The following is a 24,848-nucleotide window of genomic DNA, read 5'->3' as shown; positions in this document are numbered from 1 at the left end:
TGTCGCGTACCCGAGTGGCATCCGGCGGACGGGGCCGGAGCGCTCAGTCCCGCGTCCGCGTCTCGCGCAGGTCGATCAGACCGGTGAACAGCGGCGCCGCGCTCGTTCGACGCCGCGTCTCCCGAGAACAGGTTGTCCGGAGTCGCGTGCTGGCGCGGCACCGGGCGGGCAGCGCCGTTGGCTCCCGGCTCCTGCCGCTCCATCTCGACGCGCTGACGGGGCAGGGCCGACGGGATCGTTCTCGTGCAGCCACTGCACGAGCCGCTCCCGCACGTAGCAGCGGAGATCGAAGAGCGTGGGCGCGTCCCTTCGCGGTGACGAGCACGCGGATCCGCACGAAGCCGCCGACCGCGTCGGTCACCCGCAGCACGCTGACGCGGTGGTCCCAGAGCTCGGTCTCCTCGAGGAATCCGGTGCAGCTCCTTCGCGCGTCTCGCCCGGCCGCACGCGCCAGTCGAGATCGAGCTCGACCGCTCTCGAGCAGCTCCTCGACCCCGTGCGGGTCCGGCCTCCGCAACGGCATCGTGGTGAAGCGGTTCGCGGGCAGCACGAGACGGCGGTCGTCCCAGAGGTGCGGGTCGACGACGTAGGTGAGGGTGATCTCCTCGATGCGGCCCCACTCCCCTCGACGATCACGACGTCGTCCAGTGCGGATCGCGTCGCTGAAGGCGAGCTGCACGCCCGCGAAGATGTACTCGTCAGGCTCGATTGCGCGGCGAGGCCGGCCACGATCGAGAGCACCTCGGCCGACGCGAGGGGGCCGGGCTCCCGCCGTGCGGGCCTGCGCGGCAGGTGAGGAGCGCCGCTCCGATGGCCACGACCACGACCGCCGCGACCGCGACGCGGCGGATGATCGTCACTTGCGTCCGCAGCCGCCGGGCGCGCCGGTTGTCGACGGTGTCGGTGCAGGTAGCGCTCGGCACCCAGGTCTCTCGAGGAACACGATGAGGGCGCCGACCAGCCAGGCCGATGCGCCGATCGTCGCGATCTGGAAGATCTCCGGGTCGACGAGGTCGGGGAGCGAGATCGCCCGGCACGGTGGCGGCGAGGGCCACCCAGACCGCGATCGTGAGCAGGAGCACGCGGAACGGGATGCGGACGCGGCGGATGAGCAGCCGCGCCCAGGTCTTGCGCTTGCCGATGGTGCGGATCACGAGGGCGACCACGGCGGTCACGACCACGGCGATCACCACGGCGATGGCGACGGCGAGGGCGATGCCGCCGATCTCGGGGAGGATCGTTCCTCGGGCACGTCGGTCCTTTCGTCTGGAGGGGGAGGATCGCGCGAGCGGACAGCCTCGCCACGGACGAGCCGGGAGCCGGTGTGCGCCGGAACGACGTCAGGGATGCCCAGCAACGGTGCGGGCCCGCGCACAGCGGACCCGATCGGGTGCGGGCCCACGAGCAACGGAGAGGGCCGGCGGCCGCTCGCGCGTGGGGCGACCGCGCCCCGGAACGGACGAAACGCCCGCCGGAGGGGCGGGCGTCTCGGGTGGTGCACCCCCTCGGACTTGAACCGAGAACCCACTGATTGATTGGGAGGGTACGCCCCTGTCCATAATCGTCCGCCGCTTCGGCGAGATATGCAAACCGAGCACCGATCCGCGACCGCGCGCGAAGGCCCCGTTGCCGTCAGCGTTGCCGTCACCGAGACGTGTTCAAGAGTCATCCGTCCGAATACCGGGCGAGCGCCCGAGCCCCTGGCCCTCTCCACTTCTGTCCCCCTCGATTCGACGGCGTCCGCAGCCGTCCACAGACAGAAGAAGGCACTCCCGTGGACCCTCTCCTCCTCAGCCCCGCCGACGCGGCCCGCATCCTCGGCCTCGGCCGCTCCACGCTATACGAGCTCCTCGCGAGCGGCACGATCCCCTCCGTCAAGATCGGGCCGCCCGCCGCGTCCGCTCCGCCGACCTCCGCGCTTACGTCGCCGGGCTGGCCCACAGTGGCTAGGCGCGCGAACGGCGAAGGGACGGTCTACCGGCGCACCGACGGCCGCTGGGAGGCCTCGTTCAGCTACACGGACGCCGAGACGGGCAAGTCACGTCGAGCGAGCTCATACGGCAAGACGCGCGCCGGAGCCCTCGAGGCTCGCGCGGCGAAGCAAGCACGCCTCGCCGCGGGGCAGCCGATGCGCGACGCTCCGTCACTCCTCGGCACGTACACCGAAGACTGGATCGGCTCCACTCTCCGAGCGTCGAACCGAAAGCTGTCCACGCGCGAGACCTACGCCGCCGTCGCCCGTACCTGGATCGTCCGAGGGCCTCTGGCCCCGATCTCGCTCGCCCGTCTCACCGCGCGGGACGTCGAGCGCTGGCTCGCCCACATGGAGGACAGCGGCTGCTCGGCGTCCTCGATGCGCCAGACCTACTCGATCCTCCGAGCCGTCCTCGAGACCGCCGTCCGAGACGGGCTCTCGCTGTGAACGTCGCCGCGCTCGTGAAGCGCCCAGCCGCGAAGCGCTACGAGGCTCGCGCGCTGACCCCCGAGAGGCCACAGTCCTACTCGACGCCGGCGACTCCGGCCGCTACGGCGATCTCTTCCGCCTCATCGCCTACACGGGGATGCGCCGGGCGAGGCGCTGGCCCTCCGCTGGGAGGACGTCGACGCCCTCGAGGACGTCCTCTTCGTGCGCGGCACGCTCACCCGAGCCGCCGGACAGCTGATTCGGACCGAGCCGAAGACCGCGCGGTCCCGACGCCGCATCCCGCTATCCGCTCCCGCTCGCCGCCCTCCGGTCGCAGCGAGTCCGACAGGCGGGCGACCGCGCCGCCTTCGGTGACGCCTGGCGGGACCACGGCTCGTGTTCGCCGCAGAGCTCGGCGGGCCGGCAGAACCCGGAACGTCTCGCGCGCCTTCCGAACGGCCGCCGCGAAGGCTGGGATCGACGGCTCAGTCGGCCTGCACGCGCTCCGGCACTCCGCCGCGACGCTGATGCTCATCGCGGGGTCCCGCTGACGGAGGTTTCGCGTGCTCGGGCACTCGTCGATCGCGATTACGGCCGATGTGTACGGGCACCCGACCGCCGAGAGCCAGCGCGTGGCGGTCGACGCGCTGGCGGGGCATATGGCGTCGTGAGCAGCACGCCGCCTCCTGGCCCTCTCCTCTCCTGACACCGGAGCTCTGTTCGGTGCGCCGCGCCGACACCGAATGAGCCCAGTGCCCTCTCCCCTCCCGCTGCCCCCGTTCCTCCGCGCGTTCGCCGAGGACGTCCTCGCGCTCTCCTCGCAACTCGGCGCCGCGCAAGACGTCCAGTGGGTCGGCTCGCCGCGTCTGGTCGTCGACAGCGACGGCCGGCGCGCGACCGGCACCTACCGGATCCGGTGCCGGCGACGGTGGCCGACCGGGCCGGCTCCGCGTCCGCGCCGCGGTGGTCGGCGCCGAGACGACGCTCCGCCAGGCGCGGGCAGCGGTCGACGATGCGTCGGCCGCGCTCGAGCTCGCCCTCGCCGAGTGGAGCGCCGGTGTGCGCTAGTGCAAGAACCGCCGACGTGACGGATCCACGTCACTACTAGATACCCCCCTACTGGTTCTCTCTCTCAAGAGGGAGTTGTGAGCTACAAGAACTCCGTCACTCGTCGGCCGTTCTTGCACTCCTCGTCAAGGAGCCCTCCGTGCCCGGCACCTACCTCGGCGCCCTCGCGCGTCTCTCCGACTCCCCGCGCAACCTCCGCCGTGACGGCGCCAACCTGCCGCACCGTCGCCGAGTCCTACGGACCCGTCGTCCCTGACGTTGCCGTCGCCCTCGGCGCCTGGCGCGCGCCCTAGTCCTGCCGACGATCCGCGAGGTCCGCGAGGTCTACAACCGCAGCGGAGTCCTCGTCGGCCGGCGCGACCCCGCTCAGCCGCTCGAGCCCCTCAGCCTCGGCGAGCCCGTCGTCGCCGAGCTCGTACGCCGCCTCGCCGAGCTACCCGACCGGCGCGACGCCCGCGACATGTACCCGGCTCCGCCGCTTCGCCACTCTCGACGCCACGGCCGCGGCCGACCTCGTCCGGCAGGCCATCGCCAGAGCGCACCTCGAAGCGGACGCCGAGCCAGTGGCGAAGGCACCCGCAGCCCCACGTCCACCGGCGGCGACACCCTCGTGCGTGACCGCGCCTACCGCCAGCGTCAGGGACACCACGAGCGCACGTCGAGCGCACATTTCATGCGCCAATACCTCACGGGCTGGGGAGGTGCCGGTGAGCAACCTGTGGTCGGTTCGAAGGTGCCCGCTCCGGATCTCCACGCCTCCGCCCGAGAAGCCATCGCCGAGGCCGTCGAGACGCGCGACGGGCTGCTTCCCGGCGAGGTCTGGGAGGAAGTCGCCACGGAGGAGCACCTCCTGCCAAACCCCCGCCTACCCGGCGTGCGCGTCTTCTACGAGGTCGCCGACGCCGTCCTCGGCGAGCGCCGGCGCACCTCCGCCGGCTACGTCTTCCAGATCCCACCCTCGCGCCCGCCATCGCTCGCGCCGACCGCATCCTCGAAGGAGGCCCCGAAATGGACATCGCCACCGCCGTTCTCGACCGTGTCGTCGCTCGACTCGCTGACGAAGTGCTCGAGGAGCACGGCGGCGACTTCCGCGCGGCGATCTCAACGCTCATGGAGCGCGGCGAGCGCGCAGCGGCGCTGACGCTCCAGGCCACGTCGGTTCGCGCTCCCGTGATCGACCTCGCCTCGCGCCGGAAGGCCTCGTGACAGCCTTCTAGCTGGCAGTGTGCCGAGCGCCACCGCACCCGCCTCGCCAAGATCCGCAGAACGACGCGGGTCTCGGCGGGGCGGCTCTCAGGTTCGCGAGCAGCGTGGCCCTCTCCTCATGTGTAGGGGGAGTCCGACTGGACACGGGCTCCCCGCCCCCTTTTTACCGATCGCCGTTCCGCAACAGGAAGGGAGCAGCCATTGCTCTGCCCCGAATGCTCCGGCCCTCTCCGCGGCCGGCAGAAGCTCTGCTCCCAGCGGTGCCGCTCCGAGCGTCACCGCACCGTCGAACGCCAGCGCCGCGCTGCCGCCCTCGGCTACCTCGACGCTGCCGCCGCCGACCTCCCGTCCGCCGCCGCTCTCGCCCGCCGCGCCGAGCGGCCCTCGCCGCGTGACCGGCGCGAACGACGGTCCCGTCGTGATCAACGGCACTGTCTACCTCCCCAGCATCCGCCAGGACGGCTCCCCGTCCGGCGACTGGGTCCCCATGTTCGACGCCCGCGACCTCCTCGGCGACGACTAACTCTGCCCTCGGGCGACGAAAGGCACCATGCAGATGATCATCATGACCCCCGCGCTCGCGCAGGAGCGCTTCGCCGACTGGGTCGTCGACCTCGTCGACGGCGCTCGCGAGCTCCACGACGCCTACCTCGTGACGCTCCCCGCCGTGGACGACGCGACCGCCGCGCACCGCGAAAGGATCCGCGAGAGCGGAGCGATCCGAGCGACTGCACCTCACTCCCACGAGCCCGAGGACGCGGACCGCCGGACGGCCGAGGCGGCACGCACCCTTGACGCAGCGAAGAAGGTCGCGAGCGCGCGCGCGTCGCCTTCGAGCGCGCCGTCGAGCGAGGTCGCGGCACCGAGGCCGTCCGAGTCGAGGCCGCTCGTCGCGCCCTCGCGTACCACTCCCGCGCGGATGCCGCGCTGACGGAGCTCGAGGACACGGTCGACCGTGTCGACGCCGCCTGGGTCATGGCCGGACAGCCCGGCCGCTCCTGGCGCGCGAACGCCTTCGGCGACACCGGCGATGCGCAGCGAGTGGCACTCCAGGCACTCCGTCAGCGTATTGACGGCTTCGACGTCCAGCGCGTGACCGAGGCCGCCGCCGGCGCCGAAGTGGAGCCCGAGCTTCACGGGAACGCGCTCGTCCGCAAGCTCGCCGCTCAGGTCAAGGGCTCAGGCCCGATCCTCCTCGCCTCCTAGGAGCACCGTGTCCACTACCTCGACGACATCGTCCGCAGCGTCACCGCCGCCGCCCAGCCCCGCTACTCCATCGCCGACCTCTCCCCCACGGAGCAAACCGTCTACACCCGCGCCGCCGAGCGCGCCGGCCTGACGGTCGAGCAGGCCCTGGCCCGCGATCGCGAGCAGCTGGCCGGCGCCCAGGCCGAGATCGAGCGGTCCGAGCAGGCCCGCCAGACCGCCCTCGACGTCATTCGACGGCGCTAGGCCCCATGCACCGCGGGCCGGACGGCGCGCTCTCGCCGGCGATGCCTCGCGCTTCCATCGAGGCGCGGGAGCTCGCCGCGCTTCAAGCCCACGCCGCCAGAATCAACTCCGCCGCCCGTCAGCGCGCTCGTGAGCAGGTTGCCCAACACGCCTAGACCGACGGAGCCGACCGCGGATCCCACGATGGCTATCAATGCCTTCACCCTAGATCGACTTCCCGTTGCGACTATCTCGAAAGCGGGAAGCCATTTCCTTGTGAATCGGACAAGCCAAAATGCGCCGGTCAATGACCACACAAGCACTACAGCGGTCGCCAGGTAACCGATAGGCTCGTCGTACTCCCCACTGGCAGTCGTCAACTTCGCGACGATATCGGCAATGTTGTAGAAGAGCACGCAGCGCTATGTAGTAAAGCACGCCGAGAAAGCCTCTACTTCGCACCCAGCCCAGCTTAGCCTCTCCGCCGCGCGCCTCTTCTAGTAGAGAGGTGAAGGTGGCCGTCGCCCACTGACGATCCGCCGAAGCGACGCTGACCATCAGACCGTCGTCATCGCCAGTCAGCGTAACAGCGTGGCCCGAGATCCGAGCCGCTCGGCGCTGCAGCCACAATTTCAGTGAACTTTGACCTTGAAGCCACTTACCGAGTTCATCGGCAGATGCCGGTCACTGAGCGAGTGTCCCCTACAGCCCTTTTAATTGTGACGTTGATGCGGCCCGCCTGACGAGCATCGTCTTCAGCTTCTTGAAGGTCCTGCTCAGCGCCATCTACTCTCTTCTGCACCTGCGCACGCAAGTCCTCGTAGCGCCCATCCGCGTAGGACTTGATGTCTTCCCGCGCTGACTCCACTCGGCGCCGCTGGATCTCTGTGCTGCTCTGAACAAACGGCTGCACCAAGGGTTCGAATGGGGTTTCCATCAACTGAAGTAGTCGCAGAAACGCAAGCGGTGAGCCCGACCATGTCGGCAATTGCTTCCAGCGGCGGACATGTTCGGGTAGCTGTGGCATGGGACCACGTTAGCGGCACCAATAGCGACCCAGCTTGCTCATTCCCCGCGGGGTGACATGCTCTTTCGCCTCTGACCCTGGCCACCCCCTCCCCCCGGCCCCCTCCCCCGTCCCCGAAGCGGCATAGCGCCTTCGCCACGATGCGGGCATGACCCCTGTTTTTAGAACGCCGCACCTCGCGCACCCCTTTTCTGGAGCCTTCATGACCGACCTCACCGCCTACCCCGAGCACTGGCCCGCCGTCGTCCGGGACGCCTACGACGCCGTGCTCGAGCAGCGGCCCGATCTCGCCGGCGCCGAGTTCGCCGCTCCGAGACGGCCTGCGAGCTCCTGGCCGCGGGCGAGGCACACGCCATCGTCGCGCGCGAGGCGGGCGGCGTCGCTACCGGCTCGACGGGGCAGATCGTCGTCCATCCCTCGAGCGTCGAGTCCCGCCTCACCCGCACCGCGGCCGCCGGGATCCTGGCGCGCCTCGTGCCGCCGCCGACGAGCGGGAAGCTCACCGCCAGCGAGCGAGGCCGACAAGGCGCCGCCGGCCGGTGGCAGGGCAAGACTTGAGGCCGCCCTCCAGTCAGCGCAGCGCCCTCGGTCGCTGACCCTCACCGTCCGGGTCAACGACGACGACGAGCGCTGGAGCCCAGACGCTCCCTCCGACAGCTGGACGCCCGCCGCCGCCTTCGCCCGCGCATGCAGCTTCGCCGCTCGCTCGCCTGGCTCTGACCGTCGCCGTACCGGTGCCGCCTACCAGGCGCTCCTCGGCGCGGTGCCCGCCTCAAGCGCGCCGAGATCCGCGAGCGCCTGACCGGCGAGGACCACTTCCGCGACCACTTCGAGCTTCACGACCACCACGACGGCCGCCCCGCCGTGCTCGAGGATTCTGCCGCCCTTCTGAGTCGCGGACCGCTCCTGGCCCCCTCCTCATTCGTAGCAACTCGCTGCACACCACCGATGACCGAGACCGTTCACTTCCAGGGCGAGACCTTCACCTTCGACGCCGAGCCCGGCTGGCAGGAGCGACTCCGCGAGGCGCTCCTCGGCAACGGCCCAGCCGCCGTCCTGACCGAGCTCCTCGGCGAGGAGCCGTTCAGCCGCTTCGTCGACGTCGCCACGAAGGCGGGCCCGCTCGCCCTCACGCTGCTCATGCTCAAGCTCGTCCCGTCCCCTTCACTCGCAAGTAGCGCCACCGCCCCCACCCAGCCAGCCCCGTTGCCACTCCAGGCAGCGGGCTTTGTCGCCATCGCCGCACCCCAGAGGAAACACCTTGACCAATATCGGATTCGCCACATTGTCCGTGATCCCGAGTGCTGCTGGCTTCGCCAAGCTCCTCGGCGGTGAGATCGACGGCCCACTCGCCAGCGGCGGGCAGGCGGCCGGTGCCAAGTTCGGCGCCACCTGGAAGGGCGCAGCGCTGCCGCTTCTCGCGGCGGGCGCCGTGGCTGCCGGCGTGGGCTTCGGCGTCAATTTCGCGGCGGGTGCGGTCCAGGCGGCCGGGCAACTCGAGCAGTCCGTCGGGGCCATCGACGCGGTCTTCAAGGAGTCGGCCGGGCAGATGCACGACTGGGCGTCGGACGCAGCGACGGCCGTCGGTCTCACCGGCAACGAGTTCAACGAGCTCGGAACCCCTGATCGGCAGTCAGCTTCGCAGCGGCGGCACGGCGATGGACGAGCTCGCCCCGAAGACCAACGAGCTCATCGGCCTAGGCGCTGACCTCCGAGCATGTTCGGCGGCACGACGAAGGACGCGGTCGCCGCGCTCTCGTCCGCCCTCAAGGGCGAGCGCGATCCGATCGAGGCCTACGGCGTCTCGCTGAACGAAGCGAAGGTGCAGGCCAAGGCTGCCGAGCTCGGCTTCGCGGCCGTCGGGGGCACCCTCTCCGACGAGGCCGAAGCAGGCCGCGACGCTCGCGCTCATCATGGAGCAGACGGCCGACGCGCACGGCAACTTCGGCCGCGAGTCCGACACCCTCGCGCATAAGCAGCAGGTCCTCGCGGCGACGATGTCCGACGCGAGCGCCCGCATCGGAGCAGAGCTACTCCCCGCGGTCTCCGCCGGCGCGAGCGTGCTCCTCAGCGTCCTCGGTCCCGCGATCGACAAGACCGTCGCCGGAGTCCACCTCGCCGTCGGCGTCGTCGGCACTCTCTGGGAGGCCTTCAACGGCCGCCCACCCACGATGGACCTCGGCCCGCTGACCGAGCCCGTGACCACCTTCGGCGCCACGCTCCGCCGGGTCTTCGACGCCGTGTCCGGCTTCCTCGCCTCGTCCGGCGCCAGCATCGCCGCGGTCGTCGGCGGCATGGGCGGCACCTCGCTGCGCTGGCGCCCTACCTCGCGCCCATCGGCGCCCTCGTCGCCGGCCTGGCCCTGAACTTCGCGCCGCTCGCGAGCATCGTCCCGACCATCACCGGTGCGCTCGGCGGCCTCGCCGGGATCCTCCCGAAGCTCGGCGGCGGCTTCCTGACCGCCCTCGGCCCGGTCGGGCTCGTGATCGGCCTCTTCGCAGCCGTCGTCGCCGCCTCGCCCGCGCTCCAGGGCGCCCTCATCGGGCTCGTCCGACGATCGGCGCCGCGCTCATGCCGATCTTCCAGGCGCTCGGCCCGATCATCGGCCTCCTCGCGACCACCCTCGGCACGATCCTGACGACCGCCGTCACCGCCCTGACCCCGATCCTCGTCCTCGTTGGCGACGCCCTCGCTCAGGTCGTGACCGCCATCGCCCTGCTCCTCGCAGCCGTGGTCGGTCTGATCGCGCCGCTCCTCGGTCTGATCGCGCCCCTCCTCGACTTGGTCAACGCCGTGATCCCGATCGTCGTCGTCGCGATCGGTCTCTTCGTCGCCGCCCTCGGTCCACTCATCGAGACGATCCTCGGCGTCCTGATCCCCGTGATCCAAGCGCTGATGCCGGTCGTCGAGACCGTCTTCGGCGTCATCGTCGAAGTCGTGTCCGCGGCGATGCAGATCGTCCAGGGCATCATTGACGTCGTCACCGGCATCATCACCGGCAATTGGTCGATGGTCTGGGCCGGCATCCTCTCGATCCTCGCGGGCGTCTGGAATGTGATCGTCTCGCTCGTCACGGGCGCGATCAACATCGTGATGTCGATCATCGCCGCAGTCCTCGCAGCGATCTCCGATCTGGACGAACGCCTGGAACGCGATCGGCTCCTTCGTCTCCTCGGCGTGGAACAACATCACGTCGTCGATCACCGCCGGCATCGGAAACGCCCTGTCCGTCATCGGCAGCCTTCCCGGCCGGGCAACTGTCCGCCCTCGGCGACCTCGGGAGCCTCTTCCTGTCCTCGGGTAAGGCGCTGATCCAAGGCTTCATCGACGGTATCTCGAGCATGATCGGCGCCGTTGGCGACGCGGTCGGCGGCGTGATCGACTTCGCGGCGGGATTCTTCCCCAACTCCCCCGCGAAGCGCGGACCGCTCTCCGGCTCCGGCTGGACGAAGATCCTCCACTCCGGAGGCGCGATCGGCGACGCCTTCGTCGGCGGGCTGACCGGCTCGCTCGGCGGAGTCGAAGACGCCGTCGGCGCACTCACGAACGCTGCCTCGCCCACCGTGCGGCCCTCGTCGAGCCGGCCGTCGGCTTCGCCTCTCAGCCGTCGCCGACGGTGGACTGGCCGGCCGCCCGACAGGCCCCGTCTACGTTCAGAACCCCTGGACCGGCGACTACCTGCTCTCGCAGACCGCCGAGGTCGCGGATGTGCAGGCACATCGCGTCGTCGGCGACTACGACTCGAACGAGAAGCTCGCGGTGAGCAACGGGACGTGGCCGCTCGGGTTCTAGCCGGTCGGGAGCGGCCCCGCTCGCCATGCAACGAGGGGGCCGCTGAGCGCTAGCTCGCCAGCGTGAAATCGAACGCCGGCGTGAACGTGACACCGAGGCGATCGAACCACTCGCCTGCGATTCCGAGGACGCCGACGATCTGCACGAAACCCGACGCGATTCGCGAAAGGATCCTCGGCCGCGACTTCGCCTCTACGGATCCGCGGATCCTACGAATCTCGGCGCCGTCAGCGTTTCGAGTTGCGACTGGCGCCGCACGGTGCCAACCTTGCACTCGTTCGGTGATGGGGGACATTACGAACTCCTGATCTCCACTCCTCAACGGAGTGGTCGTGTACGAGCGAGGTCCTAAGCTCGCTCGTACTCTGTGATTGCTAGTCACACGGTCCGGCCCGTCGCTCGCGCGGCGGGCTGCTCCGTCCGGTCGACGTTGGGACGACCAGAGGTCCGGACGTTCGTCCGTGGCTCCTGTGGACAACGGTAGAGCACCCGACTGTGTTGCGGCGAGCCCACTAGGGCTAGTAGTTACATCCGTGTAGTTATCCACCGGTTACTCACCGATCCGTCCACAGGCCAGCGCCCGCGGATCCGCGGAGGGACGCGGTTAGCCCCAAGTTATCCACCGCTGTGGAGGAGCTTCCGGCGTTCCCTGTGTACAACGCTCGTCGGCGTGTCGTTATACCTCACTCGCCGTCTCGATCGCCAACCCAGCGTCGACGAGCCCGCTCAGATCGACAGTGCCGCCACCGCCGGCGACTCTCGGCGATGCCCGCCCGCGCCCTCCTGGCGTGGTTGACGGCGATCGACACCCCTGACAAACCGCACGCGGTTTGCTGACGCGCCTAGGGCCCGTCCTGGACTCACCGTCCGGGGCGGGCCCTTTCGTCGTTCTCAGGGCCCCCGGGCACCGACGCCCCCGACGCTGCGACGGCGCTTCGCGGATCCACTGCGCAGGTTTCATCCCTGCCTCGTCGCCGCCTCTGAGACGAGCTCGTACTCCCGCTCTGGAACCGCACGCCTCGCACGCGGCTCAACGGATCGTCGGCCTTCGGGCGCCCTCTGGCTGCATGCTCGCTCATGCCGCCACATTAACGGGTTGCGGCCTCGTATTTCTTGGGTAACAATAAATCAGCTGCACCGCCGCAGCATCGCTCGCCCAGGAGGCCTCATGCCGAAAAACCCCGTCGCCCGCGCGACCGCCACCCTCGTCCTCGAGATCGCCGACCACCTGTCCACCGCCGACCTGATCCGCATCGAGCCGTGGCCGGGACGTGACGGCGAGCTCCCGCGCGACGAGCCTCGCCGACGGCTCCTTCTCGGCGTGGATTCCCGCAGGCGCACGAGGCCTTGGATGCGGCCTCGCTCGCGTTGAGCCCGACGGGACCGTCGTCGACTGGCTGCCCGCCGCGGCCTGGCCCACGAGCGAGAGCCTCGGCCGCACGAACTCGATCAGCTGGCCGACCCGCAGCCCCGTCCTGGACGTGAACCGCACACGCTCGACGCGCACCTCGGCTGCGAGCTCGTCACCGCCGACCGCCATCACGGCCTCGGCGTCGTCGGCGAAGTCGCGGTCGAGCGACAGCCAGCGCCGGGGGCCGCTCTCGGTGAGCAGCGGGACGCTCACCCGCCGCCATAGCCGCGGGTACCCGCGAAGCGGCGGAGCCGGAGCACCGGTAGTGCAGGTCGTACTGCAGATCGCTGTCCGCGACCTCGTACGGGACGAAGTCGCCGTCGAGACGCCGGGCTAGCTCGACAGTGGCGATTGCCTCAGGGGACACACGTCCGCGGACCCTGGCGATCGTCTCGACCTCGTCCCTCACAGCGCCGAGGCTACCGTCAAGAATTCGGGCCGCGATCCGATGTCCAGCGCGCCGGATGCGCCCGTTGCCGTCACCGCTGCCGTCAGCCCCGAAACGACGAAGGCCCGACACCCGCGTTTCCGCGTAGTATCGGGCCTGTCCGTGCACCCCCTCGGACTTGAACCGAGAACCCACTGATTAAGAGTCAGTTGCTCTGCCGATTGAGCTAGAGGTGCGTGGCGATGCTGCCTGGCCGGAGAAAAATGCTTTCCGAACCGAGGAATCACATTAGCAGTGGCTCCCCTCCTCGTCAAATCGAGACGCGGCGGATCTCGGCGCACCCCCTCGGCACCGCCGCGCGAGGAAAGCCGCCTGTGGCATCGTGGAGCCGTGACTCCGAGCCTCGACGACGACCTCCGCCTCGCCCTCCGACTCGCCGACGCGGCCGACGCCGTCTCGAGCGAGCGCTTCCTCGCGCGGACCTCGAGGTGACGACCAAGCCCGACCGCACCCCGGTCACCGACGCCGACCGCGCCGTCGAGCGCGCTGCGCGCTCCTCGCCCAGGAGCGTCCCGAGGACTCGATCCTCGGGGAGGAGTTCGGCGACCTCGGGCGACGCGGCGCGGCAGTGGATCCTCGATCCGATCGACGGCACCGCCCACTTCCTGCGCGGAGTCCCGATCTGGGCCACGCTCATCTCGCCTCGCCGTCGACGGCGTCCCGGTCGTGGAGTCGTCTCGGCGCCGGCCCTGGGCAAGCGCTGGTGGGCGGCGAAGGGCTCCGGCGCGCGGACCGACGAGAGCGCCGGCGCCGTCGGGCGCATCGAGCTCCCCGACGAGCTGCGCGGTGCTGGCCGCCCCTGCCGTGCAGCAGCGCGCGGCGCATCCGGGTGTCGGGCATCGCCGACCTCGCCGAGGCGACGTTCAGCTACAACAGCATCCAGCAGTGGGACGCCGAGGCTCGACCAGCTGCTGGAGCTCGCCCGCGGGGTCTGGCGCGACCGCGCCTACGGCGACGCGTGGGGCTACATGCTCGTCGCCGAGGGCCTGCTCGACGGCGCGGGCGAGTTCGACGTCAAGCCGTACGATCTCGCCGCTCGTCCCCATCGTCGAGGAGGCGGGGCTTTCACCTCCGCAGACGGGGAGCCCGGCCCTGGCACGGCAGCTCGCTCGCCACCAACGGACTGTTGCACGACGAGATCCTCGCGATCGCGGCGGAGCGATGAGGCGGGTCCTCCCTCCCTCGCCGTCGCGGCCCTGGCGCTCGCCCTGGCGTCCTGCTCCTCGGTCGTCGGCTCCGAGGCGCCCGATGCCGTCCGCGACGAGGCCGGAGCGATCGTGAGCGCGGGTGTCGTCGACCCGTTCTCCCTCCGCAAGGGGCGACTGCCTCCTCTCCCCCGACGGGGACCGGATCGCCGATGTCGAGCTCGTCCCGTGCGGCGAGGTCCACGACCTCGAGGTCTTCCACGTCTTCGACCAGCCCGGCGAGGAGTACACGAGCCGCAACACGCTCCTCGCGCAGGCGAAGGCGGCGTGCGACATCGAGTTCCCGAACACGATCGGCATCTCGCACGGCGCGTCCGCGCTCGAGTACCGCAGCATCGTGCCCTCCGAGGTGAGCTGAGGCACGGCGACCCGCGCCATCGCCTGCGCGGTCTTCGACCCACGACCGGCCCCGGCACGGGCACCCTCTTCGGCGCAGCCCGCTGAGGCGGACACCGCGGTCGACGACCGTCAATCCCCGACCGGGACCTGCTGGACAGCCGCCACCCGGCGGCGCACTGTGTGAGGACCCGAGATCGGCCCGGGGGTGCCGGACGTAGCGACGAGGAGTCGTCCATGCACCAGGAGCACGCCGCCATCAGCCGGAGCGGCCCGGCACCGCGGAGCGGGAGTTCGCCCCGGCGGACACGCTCTTCGACCGCATCCGGCACGAAGCGGCACTCGTCGCCGCGGCCGAGGCTCTCGAGCCCCTCGGCCACCCGGTCTGGGCCGGCCTGCTGCGCGACTACACGATCGCCTCCGACCGGGTGCTGTCCGTCCACGGGGACGCCGAGGCCGCGACCCTGGGCTGGCTCAAGCCCCGGGGCATCGTCTCGCTGCTCGTCACGGAGGAGTGCAGCGACCGCCACACCGTCGAGCACCTGGCCGCCGCTCTCGCCGCGATGAACGCGGTGACCCTGACCGTCGACGACGAGCGCGCGGAGCGCCTGCGGCCGGTGACCGACGCCGTCGTGGCGGTCCTCCCGGATGCAGTGGCCGAACTGCCCGTCCGAGCGCAGTCCGACTACCCCGCCGGAGTGCCGCCGCCCCGCGGTGCTCACTCCGACCGCTCTGTACCGCTCCTGGGCGCCGCCGACGCGCTTCTGAACGGGCCGGCGCGCGACGAGGCGGACCGGGTCGCGGCGCTCACCCTCTACGGGCGCGTGCGGCAGCTCGACGTCCGACCGGGCTGAGCGCGGCCGAAAGGCGGGGACGAGGGCGGCGCAGACGGCACGAGAGGCCCCGTCTCCCTCTCGGGAGCGGGGCCTCTGCCTCGACGTGTGCGACGACGACCGGTGGCGGAGATGGGGGAATTGAACCCCCGTCCATCGCTGTGATTCTGCGCCTTCTACGGGTGTAGCCAGTGAAAGCGTTCTACTCGGCCCCGACCGTGCACCACTGACGCATCGGTCGACGGGCCCAGCCCGAGTTCGAGTCCCGCGTCGCCCCCAGGCGTAACGACGCCAGCAAGTCCCCCAGATGACGCCAGGACCCGGGGCGAGGACGCACCCTCGGGCTGACGGACTATCGACTCACGCAGGCAGCGAGAGCGAAGTCGGTGCGCTTCTGCCCGGCACCTGTGTTTTTCAAGAGATCGTTAACGAGATAACCCTGAATCCTCGACCCGCTTCTCGCAGTTTCGCAGGCGATGTCGAAACCGATCATCCCCGCGAGCACTCGGCGCGGATGCCGCGAGGCACCGCACAGGGAGTGGGTCGTCGTCGCACACTGTCGAGTTAGGATCCGCTGCTCCCCGAGAGGAGCGGCGGCTGCCGCGAGCGGTGGACCGCAGTGGCAGATGACCATTCTAGCCGCTCCGGCGAGCCCGTGGGGCTCGCAGCCGACGTCCGTCAGGCTCCGTGCGCGCCGTCACCTCGGGCGGCGGCGCAGATCGAGGAGACCGAGCAGGAGCGCCACGGCGATCAGCCCCAGAGTCACGAAGGCGCCGTTGCGGAAGGCGTCGTGATACGCCACGAGCCCCACCGTCATGCCCGCTTCCTGCCGGCGAGCGTCGCGAAGAAGACGGCCGAGGCGCAGGCCGTGCCGACCGCGGTGCCGAGGCGCTGGCCGAGCTGCCCCACGGAGCCCGCCACTCCGCCCTGCTCCGGCGATATCTCGGCCAGCGTCAGCGTCTGATTCGGCGAGACGACGAAACCGCCGCCCGCTCCGGCGACCAGCATGGCCGCGGCCACGTACGCCGCGGTTCCGGCGGGCATCAGCTCGGCCGCCAGAAGCACCAGCGCGAAGCCGACGATCACCAGGACGATGCCCAGCACGACGAGCGAGCGGCCGTACGTCTGCACCAGCTTGCCGCCGTACCACGCGGTCAGTGCCGAGGTGAGGGCGAAGCGGAGCAGCCACCATGCCGCCGGCGAACACCGGCGCGAGCCCGAGGCCCTGCCGCAGGAACAGCGTCGTCAGGAGGAACGGGTTGACCGCGGCGAAGTAGGCGGTCGCCAGGAGGATCCCGCCGCGGTACGAGTCGTGCGATCCGGAAATCGATCACCGGGGTGCGTCCGAGCGACGAGTAGTGCGCCTCCCAGCGCACGAAGACGGCTGCGGCCGCCACCGCGAGCACCAGCCAGAACCAGCGGTACGGCGAACTGGAGGACGCCCCCGGTGGTCAGCAGGAACGGGAGCATGAAGGCGAAGATCGCCACGCCCAGGAGCAGCAGCCCGACGGGATCGAGCGAGGTGTCCCCCGCCGGCTTCCGCTGCACCCGCGGCAGGAGCCGCCAGGCGAGGACCAGCGCGGCCACGCCCAGCGGGATGTTCATCCAGAACAGCAGGCGCCAGCCGTCCTGCTCTCCTCGATCGCGATGGTGAGCAGGCTGCCCAGCGCCCGACCGAACGCCGTCGACAGCCCGATCACCGCACCGAACACCCCGAACGCCTCGGCCTGCTCGCGCCGGTGAAGAGCTGCTGCACGAGACCGAGCACCTGCGGCATCTGGATGCCCGCCGCGATCCCCTGCAGGAAGCGGGCGACGACGAGCAGCTCGACCGACCGGCGCGACGGCGCAGAGCAGGCTCGTCAGCGTGAAGACGGTCAGGCCGATCAGGAAGAGCAGCCGGCGCGAGCGGATGTCGCCCAGGCGTCCGGCCGGCACGAGCGCCAGCCCGAAGGCGAGCGCGTGCCCCGCGGCGATCAGCTGCGGCTGGCTCGCATCCGCCGAGAGCGACTTCTCGATCGAGGGCAGGCCGACGCCGACCTTCGACAGGTCCAGGATCGCGGAAGGCCGCGACCGACACCGCCACGGCGAACGCCCGCCAGCGGGTCTCCTCCTCGGCGGCGGTGCGCGGTGCGTCGGGGAGCTCTCGGAGGCGGTCACGCCCTCCAGGTCTTTCAGCACCCGCGGCCCCTTCGAGCGGCTTGCGCCCGACGGTCCGCAGCGGGGAAGTCGAACGCTTCACCCGCACCTTCGCTACCCAAATGCCCGCCGCGGCGCCCTTCACCAGCAACCAGGACACGAAGGCCGCCCGAGTGCTTTTCTCAGGGTCACTCCGGTGGTGCGCTGTGCGAGTCCCCCCTCTCTCTCACCTCTCTCTCTCGATGCACGGCGGAGTCCCGATAGGGGATCGGCCACGCCACCACTTCGGCGAGCGGGATGCGCCGCGCTGTGACTTTCGGCGTCATGCGGCGGCGTTCTGTTGCTCGCTATCTGGCCGTTCACCTGCCGTTGTCGGCGCTGGCGCAGAACGGTAGTTGGCGTCGTGCGAGCGCGTTGGTCACAGTGCGGCCGGCAGGGCGGTCATGTGAAAACGCCCGGCCGAGGTCCACTCAACCGGGTCGCTCCAGGACCTTGCCGCTTTTCGGCTGGCCCTCCCTCATGGTGTGACAAGTCCTGAGAGCCGCCACAGTGCGGGGGTATCGCTTCATCCACCTCGAACGCGCAACTCAGGATGGAACTCTCTACCGAGGAATCAAGCCTCAAGCTTTTCGATCTTCTCGACGATCTTGTTTCTGCTTCCGACTCACTTTCCACCAACTGACCGGAATGGCGCACGGTGAGCAGACCCACCTCAGCCAAGTCGGGAAGATCCTCCTCGGCCAGCTTCTTGTTCACCAGCTCTTTGTCATCGCTGTCGGTGGACTGGACGATGGCATGGGCACGAGTAACCCGATCCGACGCAAGCGCGCTGGGCGCCACGGCAGCGTTCGCCGAGGCGAGCTTCGCTTGCGGCTTCTTCGAGAGGTCCACGATTGAACATACGTCGGCTTCTTGCTTTCCTCGATGCAGGCGAGAGCGGCTTTCGCCAGAGCCCCGCCGAGGGGACCCCGGTGAGCCGATGCAATGATGTTGGCGATCTGCGGTCCATTCAGCCCGATGCCAACAAAGCAACCTGATCACTGCCGGTGCAAACCACAGCGGGTCGGCAACGACCGGATGCGCGACTTTCTCTGCCGCGGCGTGGTCGACACTCTGCGTCAATGTCGATCCCCTCTACGGCGTAGCTCGTGGGACCGTTGACGCCGTTGGCATCCACGGCCCATGCGTCGCCCACAACCACTGCGGTGCTGCCGTCAGAGTTGAGGATTGCGGCTCCGTCATCCACCAGCGCGAGCGTTTGACCTTCGTCGAGCGTAACCTCGTAGGAGTAATCGATGGGTGCTCCCGCATCGACAATGGTGGTAAGCATCTGCAACACCGGGAGGTCCACCGACCACAATCCGAATTCGCACTCGACTCCCCGGGATACGTCACAGTGCCGACCGTCTGGAAGTATGGCCGGTGCCCCTGCCGCGGACGCATTGGGTAGCTGGATCGTGACCAGATCGCCGTCCACATCGGTCATCGTAACACCATCGGAAAGGGCGGACGGCACAGATACCCCGCCGCCGCCCAGCTTGGCGGTGCCAGTGCCAGTTGCTACGGAATCGTGAAGTAGGGAGGGGCTGGTGTTTCCGACGTTCGCTAGTGATTCGGCAATCACCGTGGACGATGCGTCCAGGCTGGTCGGTGGTGCTTGCTGAAAGCACTCGCGGGTGTCTTTCAGCGTGGCGAAAGCCACTCTGGGCCTGCACGCCAAGTGCTGTCGATCGGAGCGACGTTGAACGACCATAAACCTTCATCTCGTACTCCTACTGTGCGTCCGCAATAAATAATGCGCGTCTGAGAAAGCGTGCATGTTGAACAAGGCGACACTCGGCTGATTCTGTGGGGCGCTTCGCTCTACGACAAGATACGGAGTGGATCGCGTCTCAAACCACCCATGGCGCGTTCTCGACTGAGGCTCAGCACGCTGGCGTCGGTCCACACCTCACGAGACAGCTCTCCGGATCGGCGGCCTCTGCACCTTTCGGGCCCTTGCAACGCAGTGCGTACATCCGAGGAACGCCCCAGCTTGACGTCGAACAGCGCCGCGAACACGTCACGTTGAAGTCTGATACGCCTTGGTCGACACCGCTCTCGTCCGACTCGTCGAGCCCGGGAAGACCAGCCCGAAACGAGCGGCGGTCGTGTTGAGGCTCGGACGCGACTGTGATCAGGTCCCGCGAGACTTGCTCCGAGACCGGTGTTCCTGCGCGCACGATCTCCCGGATCCTGAATCGCCACCACGTGCCACCGCTGGCCTGGCTGGACCCGGATCACCGGCGCGATCATCCGAGCGGCTCGCGCCACGGCGAACCGCTGAGCACGAGCAGCCCGGCGACCTGATCCACATCGACGTGAAGAAACTCGGCCGGATTTCCGACGGCGGCGGCTGGCGCGCCCACGGACGCAGCGAGCAGGTCCGCGGACGAGGCATCGGATTCGACTACGTTCACGCGGCCGTCGACGACCACCCGCGCCTCGCCTACGCCGAGATCCATCCCGACGAGAAGCGCGTCACCGCAGCCCGATTCCTGACCCGCGCGGCCGCCTACTTCGCCGAGCACGGCATCACCCGCATCCGCCGCGTCCTCTCGGACAACGCCTTCGCCTACCGCAACTCGACGGCATTCCACTTCAACTGTCGCGGACTCGACGCCCGCCAGACGTTCATCAAGCCGGCAATCAAGCCCGCACGAACGCTGTTGCACCCCTGGATCCACCACTACAACACTGAACAAAGCCACTCGAGCCACGACCACACACCCGCAGCACGAGCGACACCAACGTGCTGACCCAGTACACCTGGTCGCCTCCCGCCCTACGCTTCGAGCGTGCTGATCTGGCTGAACGGGACCTTCGGGGTGGGCAAGACGCAGACCGCCCACGAGCTGCGACGCCGGATCGCGGGCAGCGTCATCGCCGATCCGGAGCCGCTGGGCTTCGGCATCCAGCGGATGTACCCCGGCGCTGGAGGAGCGACTTCCAGGAGTCGCCGTGGCGGGCGCCGACGACAGCCGCGATCCTGCGCGACCTGACGCGCCGTCACACGGGCGTCGTGATCGTCCCGATGACCCTCGCCGACCCGGAGCGCAGGCGATCTTCGGTGTGCTCCGCGAGGACGGAGTCGACCTCCGTCACGTCGCCCTCTCGGCGGGCGATCGACCGCAGCGGCGTCTGCGGCGGCGGCTCGAGGGTCCGGACGGCTGGGCGATGCGGTCCTTCTCCTCCGTGGACACGGCCCTGCGCGATCTACCCGCGGAGGAGACGTTCGCGACCGACGCCCTCCGACTCCCCGAGGTGGTCATCGGAGTCGGCGCACGGCTTGGACCTGACCTGCGGTACAGCGCGGTCGACCGCTCCTCGCCCTGCCGTGGCGGCAGATGTCCGTGATGCTGCGTCACGTGCGCTGAACGCCCCGGACCTCCGCCGAGGAGGTCGCCCAGGCGGCGGCGCGTCGCCATGGCGCGGTCCGCCTCGCGCAAGGTCCCGGCGCTCGCGGAGCACCTGGCGCTTGTCGTAGTCCTTCTTGCCCTTGGCGACCGCGAGCTCGACCTTCGCCTTGCCGTCGCTGAAGTAGAGCGAGAGCGGGATCAGCGTGTACCCGCCCTCCTTCACCTTGTTGTGGATCTTGAGGATCTGCGCCTTGTGCAGCAGCAGCTTGCGCTTGCGGCGGGGCGGGTGGTTCGTCCAGGTGCCCTGCGCCCACTCGTTGATGTGCACGGCGTCGGCCAGGCCTTCGCCGCCGTCGAAGGCGTAGCCGTCGACGAGCGAGGCGCGTCCGGCGCGCAGCGACTTGACCTCGGTGCCCGTGAGCACGAGGCCGGCCTCGTAGGTGTCCTCGATGAGGTAGTCGTGGCGCGCCTTGCGATTGGTCGCGACGACCTTCTGTCCCTGTTCCCTGGGCACGGCGGCTCCTTGAGTCCGAGAGTGATGATGGGCCGCCCCGTTCGGAGCAGCCCATCAGTATACGCGTCAGGACCCGCAGGTACCGCGCGATCGCGACGTTGGAGGCGATGGCCGCGAGGATCGCTCCGACCGGGACGACCAGGATCGGCACGACGATCAGCGCGTCATCCAGGCCGACGAACGACGTCAGCGGGATCCGGTACGCGAGGAACCCCTGCACGAAGAACTGCACGATCGCCACGACCGCGACGCCCGCGAGGAGCGAGCCGAGCAGGGCCGCGAAGACCCCTTCGAGGATGAACGGGGTCTGGATGAAGCGGTTGGACGCGCTCCACCAGGCGCATGATCCCGAGCCTCCGCCGTGAGAAGGCCGACAGCCGGATCGTCGTGGCGATCAGCAGCACCGCCGCCACCAGCATGAGCACCGCGATGCCGATGGCCGCAGTTCGCCGCGTTCAGGATCGAGAAGATCTGGTCGAGGTACTGCCGTTGGTCGGTGACGCTCTCGACGCCCGAGACGCTCGAGAGGCTCTCGACGAGCACGTCCGACTGCGTCGGGTCCTGCAGGTTGATCCAGAAGGTCTGGTTCAGCAGGTCCGGAGTGACGTACTCGGCGACTGGGTTGCCCGCGAACTGCTGCTGGAAGTTCGCGTACGCCTGGTCGTGGTCCTCGAAGTAGAACTGGTCGATGTAGGGGTCGAGGGTCGCGCCCGTGAGCTGAGCCTCGACCGAGTCGATCTGCTCCTGCGCCGCGTCGGATCCGCGCAGTTCGAGCCGCCGGACGTGGCGGTGCACATGTACACCGCGACCTGGGCCTTGTCGTACCAGAAGTTCTTCATCTGGCCGATCTGCATCTGCAGCAGGATCGCCGTGCCGACGAAGGTGAGGGAGATGAAGGTGACCAGGATCACCGAGACGACCATGGAGACGTTGCTCGGAGGGCCGCTCGAGACCTCCGACCAGATCAGTGCGAATCTCACTTGACGGGTCCTACGTTCTGCTGGCGTCGCCGGTCTCGTCGCCCGCCCGCGTGGGCGCGCAGGCCCAGGCGGGCCGCGAGGACTCCTCGGGCAGCGCGCCGGTGTCGGCGGGCAGGTAGATCGGACCGGTCTGGCTCTGGAGCGGACGATGCAAGCGGGGGCGGCGGGCGCCTCCGGCTCGACGGGCGCGGGGGCGGGGCACCGGGGTCTCACTGGTGCGGGTGAGCTGCCGTGACGTGCGTCTCGGCCGCGGCGGAGCGGCGGCCGTCCGGGATGCGGGGCTGGGACGCGGTCTGCGAGAAGCGCGGGCGCAGGAACGCGCCGGTCCGCGATGCGGCCCGAGGGCCGTCCCGGCCGTGCGGCCGCTCCCCGGGGAGCCGCGGCCGGGTGGCGGCCGTGACGGGCCTGTGCGCGCGGTGCGCTGCGGCGCAGGTCCTGCTCGGGCACCTCGGCCGGAGCCAGCTCGCCCTCGATGAGCACCGGGGCGACGATCGGCTCCGAGACCGGGTGGTCGTCGGCGGCCACCACGACGACGCCGTCGTGCACGACCGTGATGCTCTCGGTCTGGCTGCCGCCGCTGCTCGTCGCGCACGATGCTGCCCGCCGAGAGCTCGATGACGCGGCGCTTCATCTGGTCGACGATGCCGGCCTCGTGGGTCGCCATGATGACGGTCGTGCCGCCGGCGTTGATCCGCTCGAGGAGGGCCATGATGCCGGCACTGGTCGTGGGGTCGAGGTTGCCCGTGGGCTCGTCGGCGAGGAGGACAGCCGGCTTGTTGACGACGGCGCGCGCGATCGCGACGCGCTGCTGCTCGCCGCCGGAGAGCTCGGGGGGCAGTCGCGAGGCCTTGCCCGCGAGCCCGACCATCTTGAGCGTGTCCGGGACGGCCTCCTGGATGAAGCCCGGACTTGCCGATGACCTGCAGGCTGAAGGCGACGTTGTCGAAGACCGACTTGTTCGGCAGGAGCCGGAAGTCCTGGAACACCACGCCCATGTTGCGGCGGAAGCAGGACCTACGGCTCGAGATCTTGCCGAGGTTCTGGCCCAGGACGTGGATCGACCCGGACGAGGGCCGCTCCTCCTTCAGGATCAGCCGGAGGCAGCTCGACTTGCCGGACCCGGAGGCGCCGACGAGGAAGACGAACTCGCCCCGCAGGATCTCGAGGTCGATGGTGTTCAGGGCGGGTCTCGTGCCGCCGCGATACTGCTTGGAGACGTTGTCGAAGCGAATCATGTCGATACGAGGGTAAGCGACGATGCCCTTGGCGCCGCTGCCGTGCTCCCCGGCGCGCCGGGTGGAGTCCGGGAGGGCGCTGTGGAGGGGCTCAGGCGGACTTGCGCCAGCGGATCCCCGCGGCGATGAAGCCGTCGAGATCGCCGTCGAAGACGTGCGCCGGGGTGCCGACCTCGTAGTCCGTCCGGGAGGTCCTTGACCATCTGGTACGGAGCGAGCACGTAGCTGCGCATCTGGTCGCCCCAGCTCGCCGTGATGTTCCCGGCGAGCTCCTTCTTGGTCGCCGCCTCCCGCTCCTTCTGCAGCAGCAGCAGGCGGGACTGCAGCACGCGCATGGCGGCCGCGCGGTTCTGGATCTGGCTCTTCTCGTTCTGCATCGAGACGACCGTGCCGGTGGGGATGTGGGTCAGCCGGACGGCGGAGTCGGTGGTGCTGGACCGACTGGCCGCCGGGGCCGGAGGAGCGGAAGACGTCCACGCGGATGTCGTTGTCCGGGATCTCGATCGCCCCGGCCTCCTCCATCAGCGGGATGACCTCGACCGCCGCGAAGGAGGTCTGGCGCTTGCCCGCCGCACCGAAGGGGCTCATCCGGATACGGTGCGTGCCGGCCTCGACCGAGAGCGTGCCGAACGCGTAGGGGGCGTCGATCTGGAAGGTGGCCGACTTGATGCCGGCCTCCTCGGCGTAGCTGCGTCCATGACGGTCGCGGAGTACTTGTGCTTCTCGGCCCAGCGCAGGTACATGTGCATGAGCATCTCGGCGAAGTCGGAGGCGTCGACGCCGCCCGCACCCGCGCGGATCGTGACGACCGCGGGCGGTCAGTCGTACTCGCCGTCGAGCAGGGTCTGGACCTCGAGCTCGCCCATCACCTTCTGCAGCGACGCGAGCTGGCGATCGCCTCCCGCTCGGAGTCGGCGTCCTCGGCCTCGTTCGCCATCTCGACGAGCACCTCGAGGTCGTCGAGGCGCGCCGATCGAGGTGATGCGGGCGAGCTCCGACTGGCGGTGGTTGAGCGCGCTCGTCACCTTCTGCGCGTTGACGGTGTCGTCCCAGAGGTCGGGGGCGCCGGCCTGCTCGTTCAGCTCGATGCGGGTGTGGAGGCGATCGACGTCGATCACGGCGCGGATGTCGTCGAAGGTGGAGCGAGAGCAGTGATCTGCTCGGTGAAGTCGTTGTCCAGCATGTGCACCCAGACTACCGGGGCGCCTCCGCGGAGCCCTTACGCTCGGGGCGCGAGCGTAGGCTGGGGACGGTGACCGGGACACCGCTGAGCGCCCGTTCAGCGTCTGCCCGTCGACGTTCCTCCCCACCTCCTCTTCTCGATCGGCGAGGGCGCGATCATCCCGCTGCTGCCCGTGCTGCCGGCGGATTCGGCGCGACGCTCGCGATCGCCGGCTCGGTCTCGGGATGATCATGATCGGC

At 69.7% G+C, this 24,848-nt stretch carries 24 protein-coding genes, 1 tRNA gene, 1 other RNA gene and 6 pseudogenes; 16 read left to right on the top strand and 16 right to left on the bottom strand.

From position 1 onward, the window contains the following. Positions 1 to 43: 43 nt before the first annotated feature. On the bottom strand, positions 44 to 679 hold the full coding sequence (locus AC0CII_RS24350; protein WP_465230845.1) for a hypothetical protein: 636 nt from the start codon (positions 677 to 679) through the stop codon (positions 44 to 46). A 19-nt stretch (positions 680 to 698) separates the two neighbouring features. Beyond that, positions 699 to 1,193, bottom strand: coding sequence for a hypothetical protein (locus AC0CII_RS24345; protein ID WP_465230844.1), 495 nt, complete (start codon positions 1,191 to 1,193; stop codon positions 699 to 701). A 581-nt stretch (positions 1,194 to 1,774) separates the two neighbouring features. On the opposite strand from AC0CII_RS24345, the gene AC0CII_RS24340 reads away from it, so the two are divergent. The 5 genes and pseudogenes from AC0CII_RS24340 (at position 1,775) to AC0CII_RS24320 (ending at position 5,884) form a co-directional block, all read left to right on the top strand. Then, positions 1,775 to 2,422 (top strand): helix-turn-helix domain-containing protein, encoded by a 648-nt coding sequence (locus AC0CII_RS24340; RefSeq protein ID WP_465230843.1) that lies wholly within the window; start codon positions 1,775 to 1,777, stop codon positions 2,420 to 2,422. A gap of 921 nt (positions 2,423 to 3,343) precedes the next feature. After that, positions 3,344 to 3,472: pseudogene (locus AC0CII_RS24335) on the top strand (DUF7169 domain-containing protein); the annotation flags it as partial. A gap of 733 nt (positions 3,473 to 4,205) precedes the next feature. Then, positions 4,206 to 4,613: a hypothetical protein gene (locus AC0CII_RS24330; protein WP_465230842.1), complete on the top strand. Its 408-nt coding sequence runs from the start codon at positions 4,206 to 4,208 to the stop codon at positions 4,611 to 4,613. A gap of 615 nt (positions 4,614 to 5,228) precedes the next feature. Continuing rightward, positions 5,229 to 5,609 (top strand): hypothetical protein, encoded by a 381-nt coding sequence (locus tag AC0CII_RS24325; protein ID WP_465230841.1) that lies wholly within the window; start codon positions 5,229 to 5,231, stop codon positions 5,607 to 5,609. 44 nt (positions 5,610 to 5,653) lie between these two features. Then, positions 5,654 to 5,884, top strand: a complete 231-nt coding sequence (locus tag AC0CII_RS24320; protein WP_465230840.1) for a hypothetical protein — start codon at positions 5,654 to 5,656, stop codon at positions 5,882 to 5,884. A gap of 242 nt (positions 5,885 to 6,126) precedes the next feature. Here AC0CII_RS24320 and AC0CII_RS24315 read toward each other — a convergent pair whose 3' ends face one another. Next, positions 6,127 to 6,525, bottom strand: coding sequence for a hypothetical protein (locus AC0CII_RS24315; protein ID WP_465230839.1), 399 nt, complete (start codon positions 6,523 to 6,525; stop codon positions 6,127 to 6,129). A gap of 813 nt (positions 6,526 to 7,338) precedes the next feature. On the opposite strand from AC0CII_RS24315, the gene AC0CII_RS24310 reads away from it, so the two are divergent. From AC0CII_RS24310 to AC0CII_RS24280, 7 genes are all read left to right on the top strand, one after another. After that, positions 7,339 to 7,938: a hypothetical protein gene (locus AC0CII_RS24310; RefSeq protein ID WP_465230838.1), complete on the top strand. Its 600-nt coding sequence runs from the start codon at positions 7,339 to 7,341 to the stop codon at positions 7,936 to 7,938. Between the two features lie 146 nt (positions 7,939 to 8,084). Further along, positions 8,085 to 8,471: a hypothetical protein gene (locus AC0CII_RS24305; RefSeq protein ID WP_465230837.1), complete on the top strand. Its 387-nt coding sequence runs from the start codon at positions 8,085 to 8,087 to the stop codon at positions 8,469 to 8,471. Further along, positions 8,428 to 8,844: a hypothetical protein gene (locus AC0CII_RS24300; RefSeq protein WP_465230836.1), complete on the top strand. Its 417-nt coding sequence runs from the start codon at positions 8,428 to 8,430 to the stop codon at positions 8,842 to 8,844. The genes AC0CII_RS24305 and AC0CII_RS24300 overlap by 44 nt, the downstream gene beginning before the upstream one ends. Positions 8,845 to 8,853: 9 nt before the next feature. Further along, complete coding sequence (locus tag AC0CII_RS24295; RefSeq protein WP_465230835.1) at positions 8,854 to 9,111, top strand: hypothetical protein; 258 nt, start codon at positions 8,854 to 8,856, stop codon at positions 9,109 to 9,111. Continuing rightward, positions 9,050 to 9,502, top strand: a complete 453-nt coding sequence (locus AC0CII_RS24290) for a hypothetical protein (RefSeq protein WP_465230834.1) — start codon at positions 9,050 to 9,052, stop codon at positions 9,500 to 9,502. Before AC0CII_RS24295 ends, AC0CII_RS24290 begins: the two co-directional genes overlap by 62 nt. A gap of 205 nt (positions 9,503 to 9,707) precedes the next feature. Next, on the top strand, positions 9,708 to 10,448 hold the full coding sequence (locus AC0CII_RS24285) for a phage tail protein (protein ID WP_465230833.1): 741 nt from the start codon (positions 9,708 to 9,710) through the stop codon (positions 10,446 to 10,448). Positions 10,449 to 10,477: 29 nt separating this feature from the next. After that, positions 10,478 to 10,981, top strand: a complete 504-nt coding sequence (locus AC0CII_RS24280; protein ID WP_465230832.1) for a hypothetical protein — start codon at positions 10,478 to 10,480, stop codon at positions 10,979 to 10,981. Between the two features lie 1,022 nt (positions 10,982 to 12,003). Here AC0CII_RS24280 and AC0CII_RS24275 read toward each other — a convergent pair. Both AC0CII_RS24275 and AC0CII_RS24270 read right to left on the bottom strand, forming a co-directional pair. Next, positions 12,004 to 12,552 carry a hypothetical protein gene (locus AC0CII_RS24275; RefSeq protein WP_465230831.1) on the bottom strand — a complete coding sequence of 183 codons (549 nt, stop codon included), beginning with the start codon at positions 12,550 to 12,552 and terminating at the stop codon, positions 12,004 to 12,006. A gap of 338 nt (positions 12,553 to 12,890) precedes the next feature. Continuing rightward, positions 12,891 to 12,963: transfer RNA gene (locus tag AC0CII_RS24270), tRNA-Lys, on the bottom strand. A gap of 252 nt (positions 12,964 to 13,215) precedes the next feature. Between AC0CII_RS24270 and AC0CII_RS24265 the strand changes: the two genes are divergently transcribed. Then, positions 13,216 to 14,436: an inositol monophosphatase family protein gene (locus tag AC0CII_RS24265; protein WP_465230830.1), complete on the top strand. Its 1,221-nt coding sequence runs from the start codon at positions 13,216 to 13,218 to the stop codon at positions 14,434 to 14,436. Between the two features lie 320 nt (positions 14,437 to 14,756). Next, on the top strand, positions 14,757 to 15,182 hold the full coding sequence (locus AC0CII_RS24260; protein ID WP_465230829.1) for a hypothetical protein: 426 nt from the start codon (positions 14,757 to 14,759) through the stop codon (positions 15,180 to 15,182). Positions 15,183 to 15,285: 103 nt separating this feature from the next. Here AC0CII_RS24260 and ssrA read toward each other — a convergent pair. From ssrA to AC0CII_RS24230, 6 genes are all read right to left on the bottom strand, one after another. Further along, positions 15,286 to 15,658: a transfer-messenger RNA gene (gene ssrA / locus AC0CII_RS24255) on the bottom strand. Positions 15,659 to 15,974: 316 nt separating this feature from the next. Beyond that, positions 15,975 to 16,292 carry a hypothetical protein gene (locus AC0CII_RS24250; RefSeq protein WP_465230828.1) on the bottom strand — a complete coding sequence of 106 codons (318 nt, stop codon included), beginning with the start codon at positions 16,290 to 16,292 and terminating at the stop codon, positions 15,975 to 15,977. Between the two features lie 114 nt (positions 16,293 to 16,406). Then, the gene (locus AC0CII_RS24245) at positions 16,407 to 16,766 is read right to left on the bottom strand and encodes a hypothetical protein (protein WP_465230827.1); all 360 of its coding nucleotides are present in this window, start codon (positions 16,764 to 16,766) and stop codon (positions 16,407 to 16,409) included. Further along, positions 16,763 to 17,341, bottom strand: coding sequence for an MFS transporter (locus tag AC0CII_RS24240; protein WP_465230826.1), 579 nt, complete (start codon positions 17,339 to 17,341; stop codon positions 16,763 to 16,765). The genes AC0CII_RS24245 and AC0CII_RS24240 overlap by 4 nt, the downstream gene beginning before the upstream one ends. Positions 17,342 to 17,740: 399 nt before the next feature. After that, positions 17,741 to 18,190: a hypothetical protein gene (locus tag AC0CII_RS24235; protein ID WP_465230825.1), complete on the bottom strand. Its 450-nt coding sequence runs from the start codon at positions 18,188 to 18,190 to the stop codon at positions 17,741 to 17,743. Between the two features lie 118 nt (positions 18,191 to 18,308). Continuing rightward, a complete protein-coding gene (locus tag AC0CII_RS24230; protein WP_465230824.1) occupies positions 18,309 to 19,001 on the bottom strand; it encodes a hypothetical protein in 693 nt (230 codons plus the stop codon). A 381-nt stretch (positions 19,002 to 19,382) separates the two neighbouring features. Here AC0CII_RS24230 and AC0CII_RS24225 point away from each other — a divergent pair. Both AC0CII_RS24225 and AC0CII_RS24220 read left to right on the top strand, forming a co-directional pair. After that, positions 19,383 to 20,097 (top strand): annotated as a pseudogene (locus AC0CII_RS24225) (transposase family protein); the annotation flags it as partial. A 39-nt stretch (positions 20,098 to 20,136) separates the two neighbouring features. Next, the gene (locus AC0CII_RS24220; protein ID WP_465230823.1) at positions 20,137 to 20,340 is read left to right on the top strand and encodes a hypothetical protein; all 204 of its coding nucleotides are present in this window, start codon (positions 20,137 to 20,139) and stop codon (positions 20,338 to 20,340) included. 399 nt (positions 20,341 to 20,739) lie between these two features. On the opposite strand, the pseudogene smpB reads toward AC0CII_RS24220, so the two are convergent. The 5 genes and pseudogenes from smpB to prfB all read right to left on the bottom strand — a co-directional run. Further along, positions 20,740 to 21,211 (bottom strand): annotated as a pseudogene (gene smpB, locus AC0CII_RS24215) (SsrA-binding protein SmpB); the annotation flags it as partial. 70 nt (positions 21,212 to 21,281) lie between these two features. Then, positions 21,282 to 22,191, bottom strand: a pseudogene (ftsX, locus tag AC0CII_RS24210) (permease-like cell division protein FtsX); the annotation flags it as partial. A 10-nt stretch (positions 22,192 to 22,201) separates the two neighbouring features. After that, a complete protein-coding gene (locus AC0CII_RS24205) occupies positions 22,202 to 22,393 on the bottom strand; it encodes a hypothetical protein (RefSeq protein WP_465231152.1) in 192 nt (63 codons plus the stop codon). A 600-nt stretch (positions 22,394 to 22,993) separates the two neighbouring features. Then, positions 22,994 to 23,312 (bottom strand): annotated as a pseudogene (locus AC0CII_RS24200) (cell division ATP-binding protein FtsE); the annotation flags it as partial. Positions 23,313 to 23,517: 205 nt separating this feature from the next. Further along, a pseudogene (gene prfB, locus AC0CII_RS24195) lies at positions 23,518 to 24,609 on the bottom strand (peptide chain release factor 2). Positions 24,610 to 24,848 lie beyond the last annotated feature (239 nt).

Source organism: Rathayibacter sp. AC182 (genome assembly GCF_979253875.1).
This window is presented reverse-complemented; position numbering and strand designations above follow the sequence as displayed.

Bases quoted from the DNA above. Each gene is read 5' to 3' on its own strand.
- AC0CII_RS24310 (WP_465230838.1), top strand. From the start codon at position 7,339: ATGACCGACCTCACCGCCTACCCCGAGCACTGGCCCGCCGTCGTCCGG.
- AC0CII_RS24290 (WP_465230834.1), top strand. From the start codon at position 9,050: ATGGAGCAGACGGCCGACGCGCACGGCAACTTCGGCCGCGAGTCCGAC.
- AC0CII_RS24305 (WP_465230837.1), top strand. From the start codon at position 8,085: ATGACCGAGACCGTTCACTTCCAGGGCGAGACCTTCACCTTCGACGCC.
- AC0CII_RS24280 (WP_465230832.1), top strand. From the start codon at position 10,478: ATGATCGGCGCCGTTGGCGACGCGGTCGGCGGCGTGATCGACTTCGCG.
- AC0CII_RS24295 (WP_465230835.1), top strand. From the start codon at position 8,854: ATGTTCGGCGGCACGACGAAGGACGCGGTCGCCGCGCTCTCGTCCGCC.
- AC0CII_RS24320 (WP_465230840.1), top strand. From the start codon at position 5,654: ATGGCCGGACAGCCCGGCCGCTCCTGGCGCGCGAACGCCTTCGGCGAC.
- AC0CII_RS24325 (WP_465230841.1), top strand. From the start codon at position 5,229: ATGCAGATGATCATCATGACCCCCGCGCTCGCGCAGGAGCGCTTCGCC.
- AC0CII_RS24245 (WP_465230827.1), bottom strand. From the start codon at position 16,766: ATGAACATCCCGCTGGGCGTGGCCGCGCTGGTCCTCGCCTGGCGGCTC.
- AC0CII_RS24285 (WP_465230833.1), top strand. From the start codon at position 9,708: ATGCCGATCTTCCAGGCGCTCGGCCCGATCATCGGCCTCCTCGCGACC.